Here is a 21,636-nt window from a genome sequence, read left to right as displayed (position 1 = left end):
ATGATTTGAAATATGGTATAATAAAAGGGAATTTCTAGAGAAAAGAGAAGATTATGTCAAATTATGCCATTATTTTAGCAGCGGGTAAAGGAACTCGCATGAAATCGGATTTGCCAAAAGTTTTGCACAAGGTTGCGGGTATTTCTATGTTGGAACATGTTTTCCGTAGTGTGGGAGCTATCCAACCTGAAAAGACAGTCACAGTTGTCGGACACAAGGCAGAATTGGTTGAAGAGGTCTTGGCTGGACAGACAGAATTTGTAACTCAATCTGAACAGTTAGGGACTGGTCATGCAGTTATGATGACAGAGCCTATTCTAGAAGGTTTGTCAGGTCATACCTTGGTAATCGCAGGGGATACTCCTTTGATCACAGGTGAAAGCTTGAAAAACTTGATTGATTTCCACATCAATCATAAAAATGTGGCGACTATCTTGACTGCTGAAACGGATAATCCTTTTGGATATGGACGAATTGTACGTAATGACAATGCTGAGGTTCTTCGCATTGTTGAGCAAAAGGATGCTACAGATTTTGAAAAACAAATCAAGGAAATTAATACCGGAACTTACGTCTTTGACAACGAGCGTTTGTTTGAGGCTTTGAAAAATATCAATACCAACAATGCTCAAGGAGAATACTATATTACAGACGTCATTGGTATTTTCCGTGAAGCTGGTGAAAAAGTTGGCGCTTATACTTTGAAAGATTTTGATGAAAGTCTTGGGGTAAATGACCGTGTGGCACTTGCGACAGCTGAGTCAGTTATGCGTCGTCGCATCAATCATAAACACATGGTCAATGGGGTCAGCTTTGTCAACCCAGAAGCAACTTATATCGATATTGATGTTGAGATTGCTCCTGAAGTTCAAATCGAAGCCAATGTTACCTTGAAAGGGCAAACGAAAATTGGTGCTGAGACTGTTTTGACAAATGGAACGTATATAGTGGATAGCACTATCGGAACAGGAGCTGTTATTACCAACTCTATGATTGAGGAAAGTAGTGTTGCAGACGGTGTGACAGTCGGTCCTTATGCCCACATTCGTCCAGGTTCAAGTCTAGGTGCCCAAGTTCATATTGGTAACTTTGTTGAGGTGAAAGGTTCTTCTATCGGCGAGAATACCAAGGCTGGTCATTTGACTTATATCGGAAACTGTGAAGTGGGTAGCAAGGTTAATTTTGGTGCTGGAACCATTACAGTCAACTATGACGGCAAAAACAAATACAAGACAGTCATTGGCAACAATGTCTTTGTTGGTTCAAATTCAACCATTATTGCGCCAGTTGAACTTGGTGACAATTCCCTCGTTGGAGCTGGTTCAACTATTACCAAAGACGTGCCAGCAGATGCTATTGCTATTGGTCGCGGTCGTCAGGTCAATAAAGACGAATATGCAACTCGCCTTCCTCATCATCCTAAGAATCAGTAGGAGCCTATCATGGAATTTGAAGAAAAAACGCTTAGCCGAAAAGAAATCTATCAAGGACCAATATTTAAACTGGTCCAAGATCAGGTTGAATTACCAGAAGGCAAGGGAACTGCCCAACGAGATTTGATTTTTCACAATGGGGCTGTCTGTGTTTTAGCAGTAACGGATAAACAAAAACTCATCTTGGTCAAGCAGTACCGCAAAGCTATCGAGGCTGTCTCTTACGAAATTCCAGCCGGAAAATTGGAAGTAGGAGAAAATACAGACCCTGTAGCAGCAGCCCTTCGTGAATTAGAGGAAGAAACAGCCTATACAGGGAAACTAGAACTCTTGTACGATTTTTACTCAGCCATTGGCTTTTGTAATGAAAAGTTAAAACTATACCTAGCCAGTGATTTGACGAAAGTGGAAGATCCGCGTCCGCAGGATGAAGATGAGACCTTGGAAGTTCTTGAAGTGAGCTTAGAAGAAGCCAAGGAATTGATCCAATCAGGTCATATCTGCGATGCCAAGACAATTATGGCTGTTCAATACTGGGAATTGCAGAAAAAATAGAGGAGGTCAATATGGGTAAACCTTTATTAACGGATGAAATGATTGAAAGGGCTAATAGAGGCGAAAAAATTTCAGGTCCTCCTTTACTAGATGATGAGGAGACTAAGATTTTACCAACCTCTTCTTCTCGTTTTGGTTATGCCAATCCTAAGGATCATGGTTTTAGTCAGGAAACCTTGAAGATTCAGGTCGAACCGTCTATTCATAAAAGCCGTCGTATTGAAAATACCAAGAGAAATATCTTCAATTCTAAGTTAAATAAAATCTTATTCGCGGTCATCTTTCTCTTGATTTTGCTTGTCTTAGCAATGAAACTTTTATAATAGAAAAGGAATTGAAATGAAAATAGGAATTATTGCGGCTATGCCAGAAGAACTGGCTTATCTGGTCCAGCATCTAGAAAATGCCCAAGAGCAAGTTGTTTTGGGCAATACCTATCATACAGGAACCATTGCCTCGCATGAAGTCGTTCTTGTAGAAAGTGGAATTGGTAAGGTTATGTCTGCTATGAGTGTAGCGATTTTGGCTGATCATTTCCAAGTGGATGCTTTGATTAACACGGGATCAGCTGGGGCAGTAGCAGAGGGTATTGCTGTTGGGGATGTCGTGATTTCTGACAAATTAGCCTATCATGATGTGGATGTCACAGCTTTTGGCTATGCTTATGGACAAATGGCGCAACAACCGCTTTATTTTGAATCAGATAAAACCTTTGTCGCCAAAATCCAAGAGAGTTTATCTCAATTGGATCAAAATTGGCATCTTGGTTTGATTGCTACAGGAGATAGTTTTGTTGCAGGAAATGACAAGATAGAAGCGATTAAGTCCCATTTCCCAGAAGCTTTAGCTGTTGAGATGGAGGGGGCAGCTATTGCTCAGGCAGCGCATGCCCTTAATCTTCCAGTTTTAGTTATTCGAGCTATGAGTGACAATGCCAACCATGAAGCAAACATCTCTTTTGATGAGTTTATTATCGAAGCTGGACGTCGCTCTGCCCAAGTCTTATTAGCCTTTTTGAAAGCTTTAGATTAAGCGGAAATTTGACAGTTTATCTAGCTTATGATAAGATTTAAATAAAGAAAAGTTAGAAAACGTTTCAGAGGATATTATGAGTATTGAAATGACCGTCAGTGAGATTGCAGAGGTTTTAGGATTATCTCGCCAAGCAATCAATAACCGTGTCAAAGAATTACCAGAAGAAGACACAGATAAAAATGACAAAGGGGTAACAGTCGTTACCAGAAGTGGCTTGATTAAGCTAGAAGAAATCTATAAAAAAACGATTTTTGAAGATGAGCCTGTCAGTGAAGATGTCAAGCAACGTGAGCTGATGGAGATTCTGGTTGATGAGAAGAATGCAGAAATTCTTCGTCTTTATGAACAATTAAAAGCCAAGGATCGTCAGTTATCAGAAAAAGACGAGCAGATGCGTATCAAAGACCGTCAGATTGCTGAGAAAGACAAACAACTCGATCAGCAGCAACAATTGACCCTTCAAGCCATGAAGGATCAAGAAAATCTTAAGCTAGAGCTGGACCAAGCAAAAGAAGAAGTCCAATCAACTAAGAAAGGCTTTTTTGCTCGTTTATTTGGAGGATAATCAAGGAGCTGTTTAGGTTAAATGCTAACCTGATGGCTTCTTTTATTTCTAAATAGTATAGTTGCTCAAGTAATACTCAATGAAAATCAAAGAGCAAACTAGGAAACTAGCCGCAGGCTGTACTTGAGTACGGCAAGGCGACGTTGACGTGGTTTAAATTTGATTTTCGAAGAGTATAAAATAACAGTATAGGAGAGGTATAGAATGGAACGATTAGAAGATTACATTGCTTTCGATTTAGAATTTAATCAGCATGAAGGACAAACACACTTGATTCAAGTATCGGCAGTGCGTTTTAGAGATGGTCAGGAAATCGATGCCTATGATTCCTATGTCCATACTAGTGTGCCTCTAAAGAGTTTTATCAATGGTTTGACTGGGATTACAGCTGAGACCTTAAAAGATGCTCCTCCAGTGGAGAAAGTTATAAAAGATTTCCAAGAGTTTGTGGGTTCTTTACCCATGGTTGGATACAATGCTGCTAAAAGTGATTTGCCTATTCTAGCAGAGCATGGTTTAGATTATAGCCAGCAGTATAAGGTGGATTTGTATGATGAAGCTTTTGAACGTCGTAGTTCAGATTTACATGGTATTGCCAATCTCAAATTGCAAACTGTTGCCTCATTTCTCGGATTTCAAGGTCAGTCTCATAATAGCTTAGAGGATGCTCGGATGACAGCGCGTGTTTACGAGTCCTTTCTAGAGTCGGATCAAGCTAGAGAATTGTTAGAGACAGAAAGTAGCCTATCAAATAATCCTTTTGGAGGCTTGGATTTGTCTCAATTATTTGACTAGGAGTGCCTATGAAACCTGAAAAACCTAAAAATCTAGGTTTTAAGCAGATATACTTTAATCTAGATAAAATTCTCTTTCTCTTTTTCTTGACTTTCATGATGATTGAGTTTGTCTGGTTACCATCAAATTCTTGGATTGCTGGACTTTTACTCCGTCAGACTGGCTATCTCTTTATTTCTTACAATAATATTTTTGCAATTATAACGGGTTCACCCTTTATTAGTCTTGCTTTATTTGTTCTGGTAATTGTTAATTTATTGGTCGCCTATTACCAGATAGGACTTCTCTTTATTGGTGCTCGGCATTTATTATGTCATGAAAAGAGAACCTTGCTAGAGTACAGTCGCAAGGTCTTTCACCAAAGTTTCTTGTTTATGAAGCAAGTCACGCTTGCAAAGATAGCCTTTATCTTCTTTTATGTCATGATGCTCTTTCCATTGATTCGAAAGATTTTAAAGATTTATTACCTCAATAAAATTGTCATTCCGGACTTTATCGTTGATTATGTGGAAGACAAGTATTGGCTAGTAGGTATAGTGGTTACTATTCTGGCTTTACTGCTATTTTACATTTCAGTGCGTTTCATGTTTGCCCTCCCTCAGCTTTTATTTGAGAAAAAAACAGTCAAAGAAGCGGTCAGATACAGTCTAGAGAAGACAAGAAAGCAATCCTGGTTTTATACTTGGAACTTGCTTTGGATTGTCGTCAAAACCTACCTATTTTTCATTCTTCTGTTGATTCCAATCCTAGCAAGTCAAGTGCTGATGGATGGTTTGACCCATAAGGAATCTCTTGTGCTGGGAATTATCAACTTTGTCTTGATTAAGAATTTCCACTACATAGCCTTGACTTATTTTCTCATTAAGTTTGTTTCCTTCCTAACAGGAGAAGAACTAGAGATCACACCAAGGAGAAAGAAAGATCACTGGATGAGATGGGGAGTGATGGGCTGTGCTTGTATCTTTTTCGCTCTTGAGGGTTATGTTTATTTGGAAGCTCCAGTTGCCAATAAACCTTTAATTATCTCTCACAGGGGAGTATCCAATAAGAATGGTGTGCAGAATACAGTTCAATCTTTAGAAAAGACAGCCCAACTAAGTCCAGACTTTGTTGAGACAGATGTTCAGGAAACGAAAGATGGCCAGTTTGTCATGATGCATGATGCCAATATCAAGAATCTGACAGGTGTTAATGCCAATCCACAGGATCTAACTTTGAAAGAATTAACCAAACTCGATATTTCAGAGAATGGTTATCATAGCAAGGTGTCCAGTTTTGATGACTACCTCAATAAAGCCAATGAATTGCACCAAAAACTCCTTATTGAGATTAAGACCAGTCGAAAAGATAGCCCAGATATGATGAAACGCTTTATGGAAAAATATGGAACGGTTCTTAAGCAGAATGGTCACCAAATGCAATCCTTGGACTACCATGTGATTGATCAGGTTTTAGCCTACGATTCTCAAATTCCAATCTATTTTATCCTACCTTATAATAGTATTTTTCCAAGAACCAAGGCTACAGGTTATACTATGGAGTATTCAACTTTAGATGAAAATTTTGTCAACAAGCTTTGGAATACGGATCAGAAATTGTACGTTTGGACCATCAATAGTTCAGAGTCCTTTGATAAATCAGTTCATTTGGGAGCAGATGGAATGATAACAGATGACTTGGAAATGATTCAAGATCAGGTTACTATTGCCCAAGAAGACCCAGAGTATACTGATTTGCTTTTCAAACAGGCTATGGAATTCTTTAATTTTTAGTAAGCAAAAAGAGCCTGAGACAAAATAGTTCTCAACCACAAAAAAGCAACGGCAAATACGTTGCTTTTTTGGAGATAAGGGACTATTGTCCTAGGCTCAGTCTTGAGATAAGGTCCATAGAAACTCGTATTCTGAGGATCTTATCTTAAATCAGAGGTTGGCAAGAGCCAACCTTATTTGATATAGAGTTCTTGATTTTTTAGGACAATTTCTCGTACACTTGTAAACTTTTTGAGTTTTTTGATTTCTTCTGGATGAGTGACGAGAGTGATAACATAACCTTCCTTGCCCATACGACCAGTACGGCCAGCACGGTGAGTGTAGGTTTCACTATCTCTAGGAACATCAAAGTTTACGACGCATTCTAGACTATCGATATCAATTCCACGAGCCAAAAGGTCTGTTGCGAGAAGTAGGGTTAGTTGCTTGTCTTTAAACTTTTCTAAGATAACTTTTCTAAATTTAACATTGACATCACTAGCGAGGGAAACAGCCAAGATATCCCGATACTGTAATTTTTCCTCTGCGCTTCCAAGGTCTGATAGGCTGTTAAAGAAGACCAGACCGCGGAAATCCTCAACATGAGCTAGTTTTCGTAGCATATCCACTCGGTGACGTTGATCCACCTGCATATAGAAATGCTGGATGTTATCCAATTTTTGGTCAGAAAGATCAATGGTGCGCGTGTTAGGCGCAATCTTTTCTTGGTCAAACTTGGTCGTCGCACTCATGTAGACCAGTTGGTGGTCACGAGGTGCGTAGTGAGTGATTTTCTCAACAAAGTGAATCTGAGAATCATCTAGTAATTGATCAAATTCATCCAGGATGATGGTTTCTACATTCATCATCTTGATTTTTTTCAATTTAATCAACTCAAAGATCCGGCCAGGTGTTCCAATCAGAATTTCTGGTCCTTTTTTAAGACGTTCAATCTGGCGTTTCTGACTGGAACCTGATAAGAAGAGCTGAGCAGTCAAGCCGATAGCTTCAGCCCACGTTTTACATACATCAAAAATCTGTCCAGCAAGCTCCGTATTTGGTGCTAGAATCAAGAGTTGCTGCGCTTTTTTCTTTTGTAGTCTGAGAAGGCTTGGTAGGAGGTAAGCGAGGGTCTTGCCTGTTCCTGTTGGGCTAACTCCTAGGAGGTTTTCTCCAGCAAGAAGGGGCTCAAATAGTTGAGTTTGAATGGGGGTGAATTCCTGGAAACCGAGTTGATCACTCAGTTCTTGCCATTCAGTCGGTAGTTTGGTTTTCATTTTTCTGCCTCAAATCTAATGCCAGCAGTCTGGCGCATGGTATATAGTAGCACATGAACAGAACTTGCATCATTCAGCCAGTTCTGGTAAAGTGTCTGGTCTGGTTGCTGGATCATATGTGCAAATGCAGCGACTTCCTCAGTCATCGTATGAGGAGCCTGTTGGATAGGGAGCTGGACTTGATTTCCTTGGTGGTCTGTAAAAATAGCTGAGCGGATATGCTCGATGGTGTTGAGGGTCAAGGTTCCATCTGTCGTATAAATTTCGCAAGGAAGATTGGAAGTGATGTTTTTCCCAGCCTTGATATGAACTTGAAAGTCAGGGTAGAAGAGGATTCCGTCTCCATTTAAATCAATACTGTTGTCAAGCTGTTGAGCTTGATAGGTTGCGGCCTTAGCTTTTCCAAAGAGGCGAACGGCAGCATAGAGAGGATAAACCCCTAAATCCATAAGAGCTCCACCAGCAAAACTGTCTGAAAAGACATTAGGTGTCTCCCCAGTCAACAAGTCAGGCATCTTGGAAGAGTATTTGGCATAATTTAAATCAGCTCCTAAGATTTGCTTGTCTGCCAAAAAGTTTTTGATAGTAGTGAAAGCTTTCTCGTGATAATTACGAGCTGCTTCAAAGATAAAACAATTATTTTTCTCAGCTGTTTGAATCAAATTCAGCCATTCTTGTGGTTGAGTGACAGCTGGCTTTTCAAGAATGACGTGTTTTCCAGCAGATAATGCAACTTTTGCCTGAGCAAAATGCAAGGAGTTTGGGCTAGCAATATAGACCACATCAAAGGAGTTCTTGAAGAAGTCCTCTACTTTATCAAAGAGTTGGATATTCTGGTAGCGAGAAGCAAAGGTTGCTGCAGTTTCTAGTTTTCTAGAATAGACTGCGACCAGCTTGTATTCTCCACTGGTATGGGCTGCTTCTATGAAGTGGTGGCTGATAGCCCCTGTTCCGATGACACCTAATTTAAGCATAGTTACTCCTTTTCCGATTTCAAATCCTTCTTTCATTATAACATAGATAGACAGGACTATCCAACAGAGGGGAAAAAATTTCAAATAAGCTACTAGGTCTTTTCCAAAGAAAGTGGTACAATAATGAGATGAGTAAATGAAATGGGAGGGAAAATGAGGTTATTACCTATAAGAAAAATATCACGTCAGTCTAAGAGGCTAGCGCTTTTTTTGACGTTTTGTGCAGGATATGTAGATGCCTATACGTTTATTGTGCGAGGGAATACTCTTGTAGCTGGACAAACTGGGAATGTAGTCTTTCTTTCAGTGGGACTCATTCAACAGAATGTGTCAGATGCGAGTGCGAAAGTAATGACCTTGTTAGCTTTTATGATGGGGGTCTTTCTATTAACAATTTATAAGGAAAAATTGAGAATTGTGAAAAAACCGATTCTGTCATTGATTCCTTTGGCAATCTTATCAATCATTATTGGTTTTGTGCCGCAAACTGTAGATAATATCTATCTAGTACCGCCCTTGGCCTTCTGTATGGGGTTGGTGACAACTGCTTTTGGAGAAGTGTCGGGTATTGCCTATAATAACGCTTTTATGACAGGGAATATCAAACGGACCATGCTAGCTTTTGGAGATTATTTTAGGACCAAGCACACACCATTTTTACGTGAAGGATTCATATTTGTTAGCCTGCTTAGTAGTTTTGTCCTTGGCGTTGTCTTTTCAGCCTATTTGACGATTTTCTATCATGAAAAGACCATTCTTGGTGTTCCTATTATGATGAGCATCTTTTACCTCAGCATGCTTTTTGCCTCTTGGCGAAAAAAAGTAAAAGAAAAAGCTTCATTTTAGGTGTTATTACTTGTAAGAAAATAGGAGATATGCTATACTTGAAGAGTTGACTATGCACGTTCCTGTGCAACCGCACGAACATCGTTGCTCGTCGTATAACAAATTTAAACTTCGTCATTGTCGCCTTGCCTAACATAAGTTATGTCTTCGGCTCAATTCCTAGTTTATTCTTTGTTATACTTAGAGCTCTTCTTTTAAGTGGTTTGTCCCACGATGCTAGGCGAGTCTTCACAAAAAATTCGGGGAAACCCATAAAAATCATAGGAGGTGCATAATGAGCACATACGCAATTATCAAAACTGGCGGAAAACAAGTTAAAGTTGAAGTTGGTCAAGCAGTTTACGTTGAAAAATTGAACGTTGAAGCTGGTCAAGAAGTTACTTTTAACGAAGTTGTTCTTGTTGGTGGTGAAAACACTGTTGTCGGAACTCCACTTGTTTCTGGAGCTACTGTAGTTGGAACTGTTGAAAAACAAGGAAAACAAAAGAAAGTTGTTACTTACAAGTACAAACCTAAAAAAGGTAGCCACCGTAAACAAGGTCATCGTCAACCATATACAAAAGTTGTCATCAACGCAATTAACGCTTAATTTTAAGGAGAACACATGATACAAGCAGTCTTTGAGAGAGCCGAAGATGGCGAGCTGAGGAGTGCGGAAATTACTGGACACGCCGAGAGTGGCGAATACGGCTTAGATGTCGTGTGTGCATCGGTTTCTACGCTTGCCATTAACTTTATCAATTCTATTGAGAAATTTGCAGGCTATGAACCAATCCTAGAATTAAACGAAGATGAAGGTGGCTATCTGATGGTTGAAATTCCAAAAGATCTTCCTTCACACCAGAGAGAAATGACCCAGTTATTCTTTGAATCATTTTTCTTAGGTATGGCAAACTTATCGGAGAACTCTTCTGAGTTCGTCCAAACCAGAGTTATCACAGAAAACTAACACGGAGGAAAACATTATGTTAAAAATGACTCTTAACAACTTGCAACTTTTCGCCCACAAAAAAGGTGGAGGTTCTACATCAAACGGACGTGATTCACAAGCGAAACGTCTTGGAGCTAAAGCAGCTGACGGACAAACTGTAACAGGTGGATCAATCCTTTACCGTCAACGTGGTACACACATCTACCCAGGTGTAAACGTTGGACGTGGTGGAGACGATACTTTGTTCGCTAAAGTTGAAGGCGTAGTACGCTTTGAACGTAAAGGACGCGATAAAAAACAAGTTTCTGTTTACCCAATCGCTAAATAAAAAGGTCCAGTGAACCTTTTTATCCCGAGCCTTGAAATATAAAGGCGAGGAAGCTAGAAGTAGCATAAACTAAGGCTTTCCGAGTTTTCGGAGAGCCTATTTTTTTGTTTTGCTACCCATGATTTTTTCTTTCTTAGTGTAGATGAATTTTATGAGTGACATTATTTTTCTTCGATGGAAAACTTCTAAAATATGGTATAATGAAAAGATAAAGAAGTTGGGGGTAGAAGATGAACATTCAACAATTACGCTATGTTGTGGCTATTGCCAATAGCGGTACTTTTCGTGAAGCTGCTGAAAAGATGTATGTCAGTCAGCCCAGTCTGTCTATTTCTGTGCGTGATTTGGAAAAAGAGTTGGGCTTTAAGATTTTCCGTCGGACCAGCTCAGGGACTTTCTTGACTCGTCGTGGTATGGAATTCTATGAAAAAGCGCAAGAATTGGTTAAAGGATTTGATATTTTTCAAAATCAGTATGCCAATCCTGAGGAAGAAAAGGATGAATTTTCCATTGCTAGTCAGCACTATGACTTTTTGCCACCAACTATTACTGCCTTTTCAGAGCGCTATCCTGATTATAAGAACTTCCGTATTTTTGAATCGACTACTGTTCAAATCTTAGATGAAGTAGCGCAAGGTCACAGTGAGATTGGGATTATCTACCTCAACAATCAAAATAAAAAAGGGATCATGCAACGAGTTGAAAAGTTAGGCCTTGAGGTCATTGAATTGATTCCCTTCCATACTCACATTTATCTCCGTGAGGGGCATCCTTTGGCTCAGAAAGAGGAATTAGTCATGGAGGATTTAGCGGATCTACCAACGGTTCGTTTCACTCAAGAGAAAGATGAGTACCTCTATTATTCAGAGAACTTTGTCGATACCAGTGCTAGTTCACAGATGTTTAATGTGACAGACCGTGCTACCTTGAATGGTATTTTGGAGCGGACGGACGCCTATGCGACAGGTTCTGGATTTTTAGATAGTGACAGTGTTAATGGTATTACAGTTATTCGTCTCAAGGATAATTTGGATAATCGCATGGTCTATGTTAAACGTGAGGAAGTGGAGCTTAGTCAGGCTGGAACTCTTTTCGTAGAAGTCATGCAAGAATATTTTGATCAGAAGAGGAAATCATGAAAAAAAGAGGAATAGTGGCAGTCATTGTATTGCTTTTGATTGCGCTGGATCAGTTAGTTAAATCCTATATCGTCCAGCAGATTCCACTGGGTGAAGTACGCTCTTGGATTCCCAATTTCGTTAGCTTGACCTACCTGCAAAATCGAGGGGCAGCCTTCTCCATGTTACAAGATCAGCAGTTGTTATTCGCTGTCATTACTCTGGTTGTCGTGGTTGGTGCCATTTGGTATTTACATAAACACATGGAGGACTCACTCTGGATGGTCTTGGGTTTGACCTTGATTATTGCAGGTGGTCTTGGAAACTTTATTGACAGGATCAGTCAGGGCTTTGTTGTGGATATGTTTCATGTGGACTTTATCAATTTTGCAATTTTCAATGTGGCAGATAGCTATCTGACTGTTGGAGTGATTATTTTATTGATTGCAATGTTAAAAGAGGAAATAAATGGAAATTAAAATTGAAACTGGTGGCCTGCGTTTGGATAAGGCTTTGTCGGATTTGACAGAATTATCACGCAGTCTCGCGAATGAACAAATCAAATCAGGCCAAGTCTTGGTCAATGGTCAAGTCAAGAAAGCTAAATACACTGTCCAAGAGGGCGATGTCGTCACTTACCATGTACCAGAGCCTGAGGTCTTAGAGTATGTGGCTGAGAATCTTCCGCTAGAAATCATCTACCAAGATGAGGATGTAGCCGTCGTTAACAAGCCTCAGGGGATGGTTGTGCATCCGAGTGCTGGTCATACTAGTGGAACTCTGGTAAATGCCCTCATGTACCATATCAAGGACTTGTCGGGTATCAATGGGGTTCTGCGTCCAGGAATTGTTCACCGTATTGATAAGGATACGTCAGGCCTTCTCATGATTGCTAAAAACGATGAGGCGCATCTAGCACTTGCCCAAGAACTCAAGGATAAAAAGTCTCTCCGCAAATATTGGGCGATTGTTCATGGAAATCTGCCTAATGATCGTGGTGTGATTGAAGCTCCGATTGGCCGTAGTGAAAAAGACCGTAAGAAACAGGCTGTGACTGCTAAAGGGAAGTCTGCAGTGACTCGTTTCCACGTCTTGGAACGCTTTGGCGATTATAGCTTAGTGGAGTTGCAACTGGAGACAGGGCGCACTCATCAAATCCGTGTTCACATGGCTTATATTGGTCATCCAGTCGCTGGTGATGAAGTCTATGGTCCTCGCAAGACTTTGAAAGGACATGGACAATTTCTTCATGCTAAGACTTTAGGTTTTACTCATCCTAGAACAGGTGAGACCATGGAATTTACAGCAGATATCCCAGATATTTTTAAGGAAACCTTGGAGAGATTGAGAAAGAATTAGACGTGATAAAAGGTTGAGATGACTTGTCTCGACCTTTTTCCTATCAACTCTTTTCTATTTCCTGCCATTCATGTTATAATGGATAAATATGAAGAATCGGAGTGAGACTATGAAATACAAACGGATTGTCTTTAAGGTGGGGACTTCTTCTCTGACGAATGAGGATGGAAGTTTATCACGTAGTAAGGTAAAGGCTATTACCCAGCAGTTGGCTATGCTGCACGAGGCTGGTCATGAATTGATTTTGGTGTCGTCAGGTGCCATTGCAGCTGGTTTTGGGGCCTTAGGATTTAAAAAGCGCCCTACTAAGATTGCGGATAAACAGGCTTCAGCAGCAGTAGGGCAAGGGCTTTTGTTGGAAGAATACACGACCAATCTTCTCTTACGCCAAATTGTTTCTGCACAAATTTTGCTGACCCAAGATGATTTTGTGGATAAGCGCCGTTATAAAAATGCCCATCAGGCTTTGTCAGTTCTACTTAGCCGTGGCGCGATTCCTATCATCAATGAGAATGACAGTGTCGTTATTGATGAGCTCAAGGTTGGGGACAATGATACTCTAAGTGCTCAGGTAGCATCCATGGTCCAAGCAGACCTTTTGGTCCTCTTGACAGACGTAGACGGTCTTTATACTGGAAATCCTCATTCAGACCCAACAGCCAAACGCTTGGAGCGAATCGAGACCATCAATCGTGAGATTATTGATATGGCCGGTGGAGCAGGTTCGTCTAATGGTACAGGTGGTATGTTAACCAAAATCAAAGCTGCAACTATCGCGACGGAATCAGGAGTTCCTGTTTATATCTGCTCATCCTTGAAGTCAGATGCCATGATTGAGGCAGCTGAGGAGACCAAGGATGGTTCCTACTTTGTTGCCCAAGAGAAGGGACTTCGTACCCAGAAACAATGGCTGGCCTTTTATGCTCAGAGTCAAGGTTCTATTTGGGTTGATAAAGGAGCTGCAGAAGCTCTCTCTCAACATGGCAAGAGTCTCCTTTTATCTGGTGTTGTTGATGCAGAAGGCGCCTTTTCTTACGGTGATATCGTGACAGTATTTGACAAGGAAAGTGGAAAATCACTTGGAAAAGGACGCGTGCAATTTGGAGCATCTGCTTTGGAGGATATGTTGCGTTCTCAAAAAGCCAAGGGTGTCTTGATTCACCGTGACGATTGGATTTCCATTACTTCTGAAATCCAACTACTCTTTACAGAATTTTAGAGGTAAACTATGGTAAGTACACAAGAACAATTTGAACAGGTACAGGCTGTTAAAAAATCGATCAACATAGCTAGTGAAGAGGTGAAAAACCAAGCCTTGCTAGCCATGGCTGATCACTTATTAGCAGCTACTGAGGAAATTTTAGTAGCCAATGCCCTCGATATGGAAGAGGCCAAGTGTAAAATCTCAGATGTGATGCTGGATCGTCTTTATTTGGATGCAGGTCGTATAGAAGCAATGGCAACTGGTATTCGTGAAGTGGTTGCCTTACCAGATCCAATCGGTGAGGTTTTAGAAACCAATCAGCTTGAAAATGGTTTGGTTATCACAAAGAAACGGGTAGCTATGGGGGTCATCGGTATTATCTATGAAAGCCGTCCAAATGTTACGTCTGATGCGGCTGCTTTGGCTCTCAAGAGTGGAAATGCAGTTGTTCTTCGTAGTGGTAAGGATGCCTATCAAACGGCCCATGCCATTGTCACAGCTTTGAAGAAGGGCTTGGAGACGACTACTATTCACCCAGATGTGATTCAACTGGTGGAAGATACCAGCCGAGAAAGCAGCTATGCCATGATGAAGGCCAAGGGCTATCTAGACCTTCTCATTCCTCGTGGAGGAGCTGGTTTGATCAATGCAGTTGTTGAAAATGCGATCGTACCTGTTATTGAGACAGGGACTGGGATTGTCCATGTTTATGTGGATAAGGATGCAGATGAAGACAAGGCTCTGTCTATCATTAACAATGCTAAAACCAGTCGTCCTTCTGTCTGCAATGCCATGGAGGTTCTGCTGGTTCATGAAGACAAAGCAGCAAGCTTCCTTCCTCATATGGAGCAAGTTCTAGTTACAGAGCGTAAGGAAGCTGGACTGGAGCCAATTCAATTCCGACTCGATAGCCAAGCAAGTCAGTTTGTTTCAGGTCGAGCAGCTGAGGCCCAAGACTTTGATACCGAGTTTTTAGACTATATTCTAGCGGTTAAGGTTGTGAGCAGTTTAGAAGAAGCGGTTGCCCATATTGAGGCTCACAGTACCCATCATTCGGATGCCATTGTGACGGAAAATGCTGAAGCTGCAGCTTACTTTACAGATCAAGTGGACTCAGCAGCGGTTTATGTCAATGCCTCAACTCGTTTCACAGATGGAGGCCAATTTGGTCTTGGTTGTGAAATGGGGATTTCTACTCAGAAACTGCATGCGCGTGGTCCAATGGGCTTGAAGGAGTTGACTAGCTACAAGTATGTGGTTACTGGTGACGGACAGATAAGGGAGTAAGAGATGAAGATTGGATTTATCGGTTTGGGGAATATGGGTGCTAGCTTGGCCAAAGCTGTTTTGCAGGCCAAGACGGGTGATGACCTTCTCCTTGCCAATCGTAGTCAAGCCAAGGTGGATGCTTTCATCGCCGACTTTGGCGGTCAGGCTTCTAGCAATGACGAAATCTTCGCAGAAGCAGATGTGATTTTTCTAGGAGTTAAGCCTGCTCAGTTTTCTGAACTGCTTTCTCAATACCAGACCATCCTTGAAAAAAGAGAAAGTCTTCTTTTGATTTCGATGGCAGCTGGATTGACTTTAGAAAAACTAGCAAGTCTTATCCCAAATCAACACCGAATTATTCGTATGATGCCAAATACCTCTGCTTCTATCGGGCAAGGAGTGATTAGTTATGCCATATCAGCAAACTGTCGTGCTGAGGACAGTGAGCTCTTTTGTCAGTTATTAGCAAATGCTGGCCTCTTGGTTGAACTAGGAGAAGGCTTAATCGATGCTGCGACAGGGCTTGCAGGCTGTGGGCCAGCCTTTGTCTATCTCTTTATTGAGGCCTTGGCAGATGCAGGTGTTCAGACTGGATTGACACGAGAAACGGCATTGAAAATGGCGGCTCAAACTGTGGTAGGAGCTGGGCAATTGGTCCTTGAAAGTCAGCAACATCCTGGAGTATTGAAAGACCAAGTCTGTAGCCCAGGTGGTTCGACTATCGCTGGTGTAGCAAGCCTAGAAGCGCATGCTTTTCGAGGAACGGTCATGGATGCAGTTGGTCAAGCTTACAAACGAACACAAGAACTAGGTAAATAAGAGGTGGATTTATCTGCCTCTTTTATGGTGGTTGAAATGAGAAGACAAAAAGATTGTCACAAACCCCTATTTTTTTGATAGAATAGAAGTAGTAAAAAAGAAATGAGTTAGACATGTCAAAAGGATTTTTAGTCTCTCTTGAGGGACCAGAGGGAGCAGGCAAGACCAGTGTTTTAGAGGCTCTGCTACCAATTTTAGAGGAAAAAGGGGTAGAGGTGCTGACGACCCGTGAACCTGGCGGAGTCTTGATTGGGGAGAAGATTCGGGAAGTAATTTTGGATCCAAGTCATACTCAGATGGATGCTAAAACAGAGCTTTTGCTCTATATCGCCAGTCGCAGACAGCACTTGGTGGAAAAAGTTCTTCCAGCACTTGAAGCTGGCAAGTTGGTCATTATGGACCGCTTCATCGATAGTTCTGTTGCCTATCAGGGATTTGGTCGTGGTTTGGACATTGAAGCCATTGACTGGCTTAACCAGTTTGCGACAGATGGCCTCAAACCCGATTTGACACTCTATTTTGACATCGAGGTGGAAGAAGGACTGGCTCGCATTGCTGCTAATAGCAATCGTGAGGTCAATCGTTTGGACTTGGAAGGGTTGGACTTGCATAAAAAAGTCCGTCAAGGTTACCTTTCTCTTCTGGACAAAGAAGGAAGTCGTATTGTCAAGATTGATGCTAGTTTTCCTTTGGAGCAAGTTGTGGAAACTACCAAGACTGTCTTGTTTGATAGAATGGGATTGGCTAAATGAAACAAGATCAACTAAAGGCCTGGCAACCAGATCAGTTTGACCGATTTGTCCGTATCCTAGAACAAGACCAGCTCAATCATGCCTACCTCTTTTCAGGTTTCTTTGGAAGCTTGGAAATGGCGCAATTTTTAGCTAAGAGCCTCTTTTGTACAGATAAAGTAGGTGTTTTACCATGTGAGAAATGCCGAAATTGTAAGCTGATTGAACAGGGAGAATTTCCCGATGTTACTTTGATTAAGCCAGTCAATCAGGTCATCAAGACAGAACGCATTCGGGAATTGGTGGGGCAGTTTTCTCAAGCAGGGATTGAAAGCCAGCAGCAGGTCTTTATTATCGATCAAGCTGAGAAAATGCACCCTAATGCAGCCAATTCTTTGCTCAAGGTCATCGAAGAACCCCAGAGTGAGGTTTACATTTTCTTCTTAACTAGCGATGAGGAAAAGATCTTACCGACAATCCGAAGTCGGACCCAGATTTTCCACTTTAAAAAGCAAGAAGAAAAACTCATCTTGCTCTTAGAACAAATGGGGCTGGTTAAGAAAAAAGCAACTCTCTTAGCCCAGTTTAGTCAATCACGAGCTGAAGCAGAAAAGTTGGCTAATCAGGCAGGCTTTTGGACCTTGGTCGATGAAAGTGAACGCTTGCTAACCTGGTTATTAGCTAAGAAAAAAGAAAGTTATCTACAGGTTGCTAAATTAGCTAGCTTGGCAGATGACAAGGAAAAACAAGATCAGGTTTTACGGATTCTTGAAGTTCTATGTGGACAAGATATCCTACAAGCAAGAGTAAGAGTGATTCTACAAGATTTGTTAGAAGCTAGAAAAATGTGGCAAGCTAATGTCAGCTTTCAAAATGCAATGGAATATCTGGTCTTGAAAGAAATATAAACTCAAAAATGAATGATAAAGAAAGGAAAGGGCTGTTTTATGAACAAAAAAGAATTATTTGACGCGCTGGATGATTTTTCCCAACAGTTATTGGTAACCTTGGCCGATGTGGAAGCCATCAAGAAAAATCTCAAGAGCTTGGTAGAAGAAAATACAGCTCTTCGCTTGGAAAATAGTAAGTTGCGAGAACGCTTGGGTGAGGTGGAAGCAGATGCTCCTGTCAAGGCCAAGCATGTTCGTGAAAGTGTCCGTCGCATTTACCGTGATGGATTTCACGTATGTAATGATTTTTATGGACAACGTCGAGAGCAGGACGAGGAATGTATGTTCTGTGACGAGTTGTTATACAGGGAGTAGGCATGCAGATTCAAAAAAGTTTTAAGGGGCAGTCTCCCTATGGCAAACTGTATCTAGTGGCAACGCCGATTGGAAATCTAGATGATATGACTTTTCGTGCTATCCAGACCTTGAAAGAAGTAGATTGGATTGCAGCTGAGGACACGCGCAATACAGGGCTTTTGCTCAAGCATTTTGATATTTCCACCAAGCAGATTAGTTTTCATGAGCACAATGCCAAGGAAAAGATTCCTGATTTGATTGGTTTCCTGAAAGCAGGGCAAAGTATTGCTCAGGTATCCGACGCGGGTCTGCCTAGCATCTCAGACCCTGGTCATGATTTGGTCAAGGTAGCTATTGAGGAAGATATTGCTGTTGTCACAGTTCCAGGTGCCTCTGCAGGAATTTCTGCCTTGATTGCCAGTGGCTTAGCTCCACAGCCACATATCTTTTACGGCTTTTTACCGAGAAAATCAGGCCAGCAAAAGCAATTTTTCGACTCGAAAAAAGACTATCCTGAAACTCAAATTTTCTATGAATCGCCCCATCGTGTGGCAGATACGTTGGAAAATATGCTAGAAGTCTATGGTGACCGCTCGGTCGTTTTGGTCAGGGAATTGACTAAAATCTATGAAGAATACCAAAGAGGTACCATTTCTGAATTGCTGGAAAGTATCGCTGCAACGCCACTCAAGGGCGAATGCCTTCTCATTGTTGAAGGTGCCAGCCAAGATGTGGAGGAAAAAGATGAGGAGGACTTGTTCTTAGAAATCCAAGCCCGCATCCAGCAAGGCATGAAGAAAAATCAAGCCATTAAGGAAGTAGCAAAGATTTACCAGTGGAATAAAAGCCAGCTTTACGCTGCCTACCACGACTGGGAAGAAAATCAAGAAAATCAAGAAAATGACTAAACAGGGAAGTTTGCCTTCTTCCCTTTTTTTGTTATACTAGTAGAAGAAAAAAATAGAAAGATTTGTGGGAGTGAAAAAGTCCGGGGGACTTTTTCAGCCTGAGCCAAGAAATTCGAAAGCGAAGTAAGTCCTGTGGACTTTTTCAGCCTGAGCCAGGAAATTCGAAAGCGAAGTAAGTCCTGTGGACTTTTTCAGCCTGAGCCAAGAAACTCGAGAGCGAAGTAAGTCCTGTGGACTTTTTCAGCCTGAGCTAAGAAATTCGAAAACTCTTAAGTTTGATTGGCTTTTTCAATGTGAAGCTTGTCTTCACACTCCCAAAGAGGTATTAGTGTCGTGTCTCAATCTTATATCAATGTTATCGGTGCTGGTTTGGCAGGTTCTGAAGCAGCCTACCAAATCGCAGAACGTGGTATTCCAGTTAAACTCTATGAAATGCGTGGTGTCAAGTCAACACCCCAGCACAAAACAGACAATTTTGCAGAGTTGGTTTGTTCCAATTCTTTGCGTGGGGATGCTTTGACAAATGCAGTTGGTCTTCTCAAGGAAGAAATGCGTCGCTTGGGTTCTGTTATCTTAGAATCTGCTGAAGTAACCCGTGTTCCTGCAGGTGGAGCTCTTGCAGTGGACCGTGAAGGTTTCTCCCAAATGGTAACCGAAAAAGTTGCCAACCACCCCTTGATTGAAGTGGTTCGTGATGAAATTACAGAATTGCCGACAGATGTTATTACAGTTGTGGCGACTGGTCCCTTGACCAGTGATGCTTTGGCTGAAAAGATTCATGCCCTTAATGATGGCGATGGTTTCTATTTCTACGATGCGGCAGCGCCTATTATCGACGTCAATACCATCGATATGAGCAAGGTCTATCTCAAGTCTCGTTATGATAAGGGAGAAGCCGCTTATCTCAACGCTCCAATGACCAAGCAAGAATTTATGGATTTCCATGAAGCCTTAGTCAATGCGGAAGAAGCTCCGCTCAATTCTTTTGAAAAAGAAAAGTATTTTGAAGGCTGTATGCCTATCGAAGTCATGGCAAAACGTGGCATTAAAACCATGCTTTATGGTCCTATGAAACCAGTCGGTCTGGAGTATCCAGATGACTACACAGGACCTCGTGATGGAGACTTCAAAACACCTTATGCGGTGGTCCAGCTTCGTCAGGATAATGCGGCTGGTAGCCTCTACAATATCGTTGGTTTCCAGACCCACCTCAAATGGGGAGAGCAAAAGCGAGTCTTTCAAATGATTCCAGGTCTTGAAAATGCGGAGTTTGTTCGTTATGGTGTTATGCACCGCAATTCTTACATGGATTCACCAAATCTTCTGGAGCAGACCTATCGTTCTAAGAAACAACCAAACCTCTTCTTTGCTGGTCAGATGACGGGTGTGGAAGGCTATGTTGAATCAGCAGCGTCAGGATTAGTTGCGGGAATTAACGCGGCTCGTCTTTTCAAGGGAGAAAGTGAGGCTATTTTCCCAGAAACAACAGCGATTGGAAGTCTGGCTCATTACATCACCCATGCGGACAGCAAACATTTCCAACCAATGAATGTCAATTTCGGAATTATCAAGGAGTTAGAAGGCGAACGTATTCGTGATAAGAAGGCTCGTTATGAAAAAATTGCTGAGCGTGCCCTCAGTGACTTAGAGGAATTTTTAACTGTCTAATTTTTTTGAAAGAATTGCTCATGATACTATAAAAATCTTAGAAATTGTGATAAAATAGGTAGGATAAAAAAAGGAGAGTGAAAATGGCGAATCCCAAGTATAAACGTATTTTAATCAAGTTATCAGGTGAAGCCCTTGCCGGTGAACGAGGCGTAGGGATTGATATCCAAACAGTTCAAACAATCGCAAAAGAGATTCAAGAAGTTCATAGCTTAGGTATCGAAATTGCCCTTGTTATTGGTGGAGGAAATCTCTGGCGTGGAGAACCTGCAGCAGAAGCAGGTATGGACCGCGTTCAGGCAGATTACACAGGAATGCTTGGGACTGTTATGAATGCTCTTGTGATGGCAGATTCATTGCAACAAGTTGGGGTTGATACACGTGTGCAAACAGCTATTGCCATGCAACAAGTGGCAGAGCCTTATGTCCGTGGACGTGCCCTTCGTCATCTTGAAAAAGGCCGTATCGTTATTTTTGGTGCTGGAATTGGTTCACCTTACTTCTCAACAGATACAACAGCGGCTCTTCGTGCAGCTGAAATCGAAGCGGATGCTATCCTTATGGCTAAAAATGGCGTAGATGGTGTTTACAATGCCGATCCTAAGAAGGACAAGACAGCTGTTAAATTTGAAGAATTGACCCACCGTGACGTTATCAATAAAGGTCTCCGTATCATGGACTCAACAGCTTCAACCCTCTCAATGGATAACGACATTGACTTGGTTGTCTTCAACATGAACCAACCAGGCAACATCAAACGTGTCGTATTTGGTGAAAATATCGGAACAACAGTTTCAAATAATATCTAAGAAAAGGAATAAGA

The 21,636-nt window shown here is 41.5% G+C and carries 25 protein-coding genes and 1 pseudogene; 23 read left to right on the top strand and 3 right to left on the bottom strand.

The window, feature by feature from the left end:
* Window positions 1-53 precede the first annotated feature (53 nt).
* From glmU to SK578_RS07325, 7 genes are all read left to right on the top strand, one after another.
* Complete coding sequence (glmU, locus tag SK578_RS07355) at window positions 54-1,433, top strand: bifunctional UDP-N-acetylglucosamine diphosphorylase/glucosamine-1-phosphate N-acetyltransferase GlmU (protein WP_042751365.1); 1,380 nt, start codon at window positions 54-56, stop codon at window positions 1,431-1,433.
* Window positions 1,434-1,442: 9 nt separating this feature from the next.
* Window positions 1,443-1,988 carry an NUDIX hydrolase gene (locus SK578_RS07350; protein ID WP_042751364.1) on the top strand — a complete coding sequence of 182 codons (546 nt, stop codon included), beginning with the start codon at window positions 1,443-1,445 and terminating at the stop codon, window positions 1,986-1,988.
* Window positions 1,989-1,999: 11 nt separating this feature from the next.
* Window positions 2,000-2,311, top strand: coding sequence for a cell wall synthase accessory phosphoprotein MacP (gene macP / locus SK578_RS07345; RefSeq protein WP_042751362.1), 312 nt, complete (start codon window positions 2,000-2,002; stop codon window positions 2,309-2,311).
* Window positions 2,312-2,327: 16 nt separating this feature from the next.
* Complete coding sequence (locus SK578_RS07340; protein ID WP_042751361.1) at window positions 2,328-3,020, top strand: 5'-methylthioadenosine/adenosylhomocysteine nucleosidase; 693 nt, start codon at window positions 2,328-2,330, stop codon at window positions 3,018-3,020.
* Between the two features lie 76 nt (window positions 3,021-3,096).
* Window positions 3,097-3,588: a chromosome segregation protein RocS gene (gene rocS, locus SK578_RS07335; protein ID WP_000021242.1), complete on the top strand. Its 492-nt coding sequence runs from the start codon at window positions 3,097-3,099 to the stop codon at window positions 3,586-3,588.
* A 204-nt stretch (window positions 3,589-3,792) separates the two neighbouring features.
* Window positions 3,793-4,383: a 3'-5' exonuclease gene (locus tag SK578_RS07330; RefSeq protein ID WP_042751360.1), complete on the top strand. Its 591-nt coding sequence runs from the start codon at window positions 3,793-3,795 to the stop codon at window positions 4,381-4,383.
* Between the two features lie 8 nt (window positions 4,384-4,391).
* Complete coding sequence (locus tag SK578_RS07325; protein ID WP_042751359.1) at window positions 4,392-6,155, top strand: glycerophosphoryl diester phosphodiesterase membrane domain-containing protein; 1,764 nt, start codon at window positions 4,392-4,394, stop codon at window positions 6,153-6,155.
* Window positions 6,156-6,328: 173 nt separating this feature from the next.
* Here SK578_RS07325 and SK578_RS07320 read toward each other — a convergent pair whose 3' ends face one another.
* Both SK578_RS07320 and SK578_RS07315 read right to left on the bottom strand, forming a co-directional pair.
* On the bottom strand, window positions 6,329-7,411 hold the full coding sequence (locus tag SK578_RS07320) for a DEAD/DEAH box helicase (protein ID WP_042751358.1): 1,083 nt from the start codon (window positions 7,409-7,411) through the stop codon (window positions 6,329-6,331).
* Complete coding sequence (locus SK578_RS07315) at window positions 7,408-8,385, bottom strand: Gfo/Idh/MocA family protein (RefSeq protein ID WP_042751357.1); 978 nt, start codon at window positions 8,383-8,385, stop codon at window positions 7,408-7,410. Before SK578_RS07315 ends, SK578_RS07320 begins: the two co-directional genes overlap by 4 nt.
* Window positions 8,386-8,526: 141 nt before the next feature.
* Between SK578_RS07315 and SK578_RS07310 the strand changes: the two genes are divergently transcribed.
* The 4 genes from SK578_RS07310 (at window position 8,527) to rpmA (ending at window position 10,490) form a co-directional block, all read left to right on the top strand.
* Complete coding sequence (locus tag SK578_RS07310; RefSeq protein WP_080709990.1) at window positions 8,527-9,231, top strand: YoaK family protein; 705 nt, start codon at window positions 8,527-8,529, stop codon at window positions 9,229-9,231.
* A 274-nt stretch (window positions 9,232-9,505) separates the two neighbouring features.
* Window positions 9,506-9,820, top strand: a complete 315-nt coding sequence (gene rplU / locus SK578_RS07305) for a 50S ribosomal protein L21 (RefSeq protein ID WP_003007734.1) — start codon at window positions 9,506-9,508, stop codon at window positions 9,818-9,820.
* A gap of 15 nt (window positions 9,821-9,835) precedes the next feature.
* Window positions 9,836-10,180: a ribosomal-processing cysteine protease Prp gene (locus SK578_RS07300; protein ID WP_000613699.1), complete on the top strand. Its 345-nt coding sequence runs from the start codon at window positions 9,836-9,838 to the stop codon at window positions 10,178-10,180.
* 16 nt (window positions 10,181-10,196) lie between these two features.
* Complete coding sequence (rpmA, locus tag SK578_RS07295) at window positions 10,197-10,490, top strand: 50S ribosomal protein L27 (protein ID WP_000916509.1); 294 nt, start codon at window positions 10,197-10,199, stop codon at window positions 10,488-10,490.
* Window positions 10,491-10,656: 166 nt separating this feature from the next.
* Here the strand turns inward: rpmA and SK578_RS11265 are convergent.
* A pseudogene (locus SK578_RS11265) lies at window positions 10,657-10,728 on the bottom strand (AraC family transcriptional regulator); the annotation flags it as partial.
* Here SK578_RS11265 and SK578_RS07290 point away from each other — a divergent pair.
* The 12 genes from SK578_RS07290 to pyrH all read left to right on the top strand — a co-directional run bounded on the left by SK578_RS07290 (window position 10,721) and on the right by pyrH (window position 21,622).
* Window positions 10,721-11,629, top strand: coding sequence for a LysR family transcriptional regulator (locus tag SK578_RS07290; RefSeq protein ID WP_001025693.1), 909 nt, complete (start codon window positions 10,721-10,723; stop codon window positions 11,627-11,629). The pseudogene SK578_RS11265 and the gene SK578_RS07290 overlap by 8 nt on opposite strands.
* Window positions 11,626-12,087 carry a signal peptidase II gene (gene lspA / locus SK578_RS07285; protein WP_042751355.1) on the top strand — a complete coding sequence of 154 codons (462 nt, stop codon included), beginning with the start codon at window positions 11,626-11,628 and terminating at the stop codon, window positions 12,085-12,087. The genes SK578_RS07290 and lspA overlap by 4 nt, the downstream gene beginning before the upstream one ends.
* Window positions 12,077-12,967 carry an RluA family pseudouridine synthase gene (locus tag SK578_RS07280; protein WP_042751354.1) on the top strand — a complete coding sequence of 297 codons (891 nt, stop codon included), beginning with the start codon at window positions 12,077-12,079 and terminating at the stop codon, window positions 12,965-12,967. Before lspA ends, SK578_RS07280 begins: the two co-directional genes overlap by 11 nt.
* Before the next feature lie 109 nt (window positions 12,968-13,076).
* Complete coding sequence (gene proB / locus SK578_RS07275) at window positions 13,077-14,186, top strand: glutamate 5-kinase (RefSeq protein ID WP_042751353.1); 1,110 nt, start codon at window positions 13,077-13,079, stop codon at window positions 14,184-14,186.
* A gap of 9 nt (window positions 14,187-14,195) precedes the next feature.
* Window positions 14,196-15,458, top strand: a complete 1,263-nt coding sequence (locus tag SK578_RS07270) for a glutamate-5-semialdehyde dehydrogenase (protein ID WP_042751352.1) — start codon at window positions 14,196-14,198, stop codon at window positions 15,456-15,458.
* A 3-nt stretch (window positions 15,459-15,461) separates the two neighbouring features.
* A complete protein-coding gene (proC, locus tag SK578_RS07265) occupies window positions 15,462-16,259 on the top strand; it encodes a pyrroline-5-carboxylate reductase (protein ID WP_042751351.1) in 798 nt (265 codons plus the stop codon).
* A 113-nt stretch (window positions 16,260-16,372) separates the two neighbouring features.
* Window positions 16,373-17,011: a dTMP kinase gene (gene tmk, locus SK578_RS07260; RefSeq protein WP_042751350.1), complete on the top strand. Its 639-nt coding sequence runs from the start codon at window positions 16,373-16,375 to the stop codon at window positions 17,009-17,011.
* The gene (locus SK578_RS07255; protein WP_042751349.1) at window positions 17,008-17,898 is read left to right on the top strand and encodes a DNA polymerase III subunit delta'; all 891 of its coding nucleotides are present in this window, start codon (window positions 17,008-17,010) and stop codon (window positions 17,896-17,898) included. Before tmk ends, SK578_RS07255 begins: the two co-directional genes overlap by 4 nt.
* 39 nt (window positions 17,899-17,937) lie before the next feature.
* Entirely contained in the window at window positions 17,938-18,255 is a 318-nt protein-coding gene (gene yabA / locus SK578_RS07250) for a DNA replication initiation control protein YabA (RefSeq protein WP_024475359.1), read from the top strand.
* 2 nt (window positions 18,256-18,257) lie between these two features.
* The gene (gene rsmI / locus SK578_RS07245; RefSeq protein ID WP_042751348.1) at window positions 18,258-19,145 is read left to right on the top strand and encodes a 16S rRNA (cytidine(1402)-2'-O)-methyltransferase; all 888 of its coding nucleotides are present in this window, start codon (window positions 18,258-18,260) and stop codon (window positions 19,143-19,145) included.
* Between the two features lie 333 nt (window positions 19,146-19,478).
* Complete coding sequence (gene trmFO, locus SK578_RS07240; protein ID WP_042751347.1) at window positions 19,479-20,813, top strand: methylenetetrahydrofolate--tRNA-(uracil(54)-C(5))-methyltransferase (FADH(2)-oxidizing) TrmFO; 1,335 nt, start codon at window positions 19,479-19,481, stop codon at window positions 20,811-20,813.
* A gap of 83 nt (window positions 20,814-20,896) precedes the next feature.
* Window positions 20,897-21,622, top strand: a complete 726-nt coding sequence (pyrH, locus tag SK578_RS07235) for a UMP kinase (RefSeq protein ID WP_000002995.1) — start codon at window positions 20,897-20,899, stop codon at window positions 21,620-21,622.
* The last annotated feature ends 14 nt before the right edge of the window (window positions 21,623-21,636 follow it).

This window comes from Streptococcus mitis (assembly GCF_000722755.1).
In the GTDB taxonomy this organism is placed as follows: Bacteria; Bacillota; Bacilli; order Lactobacillales; family Streptococcaceae; genus Streptococcus; species Streptococcus mitis_CM.
This window is presented reverse-complemented; position numbering and strand designations above follow the sequence as displayed.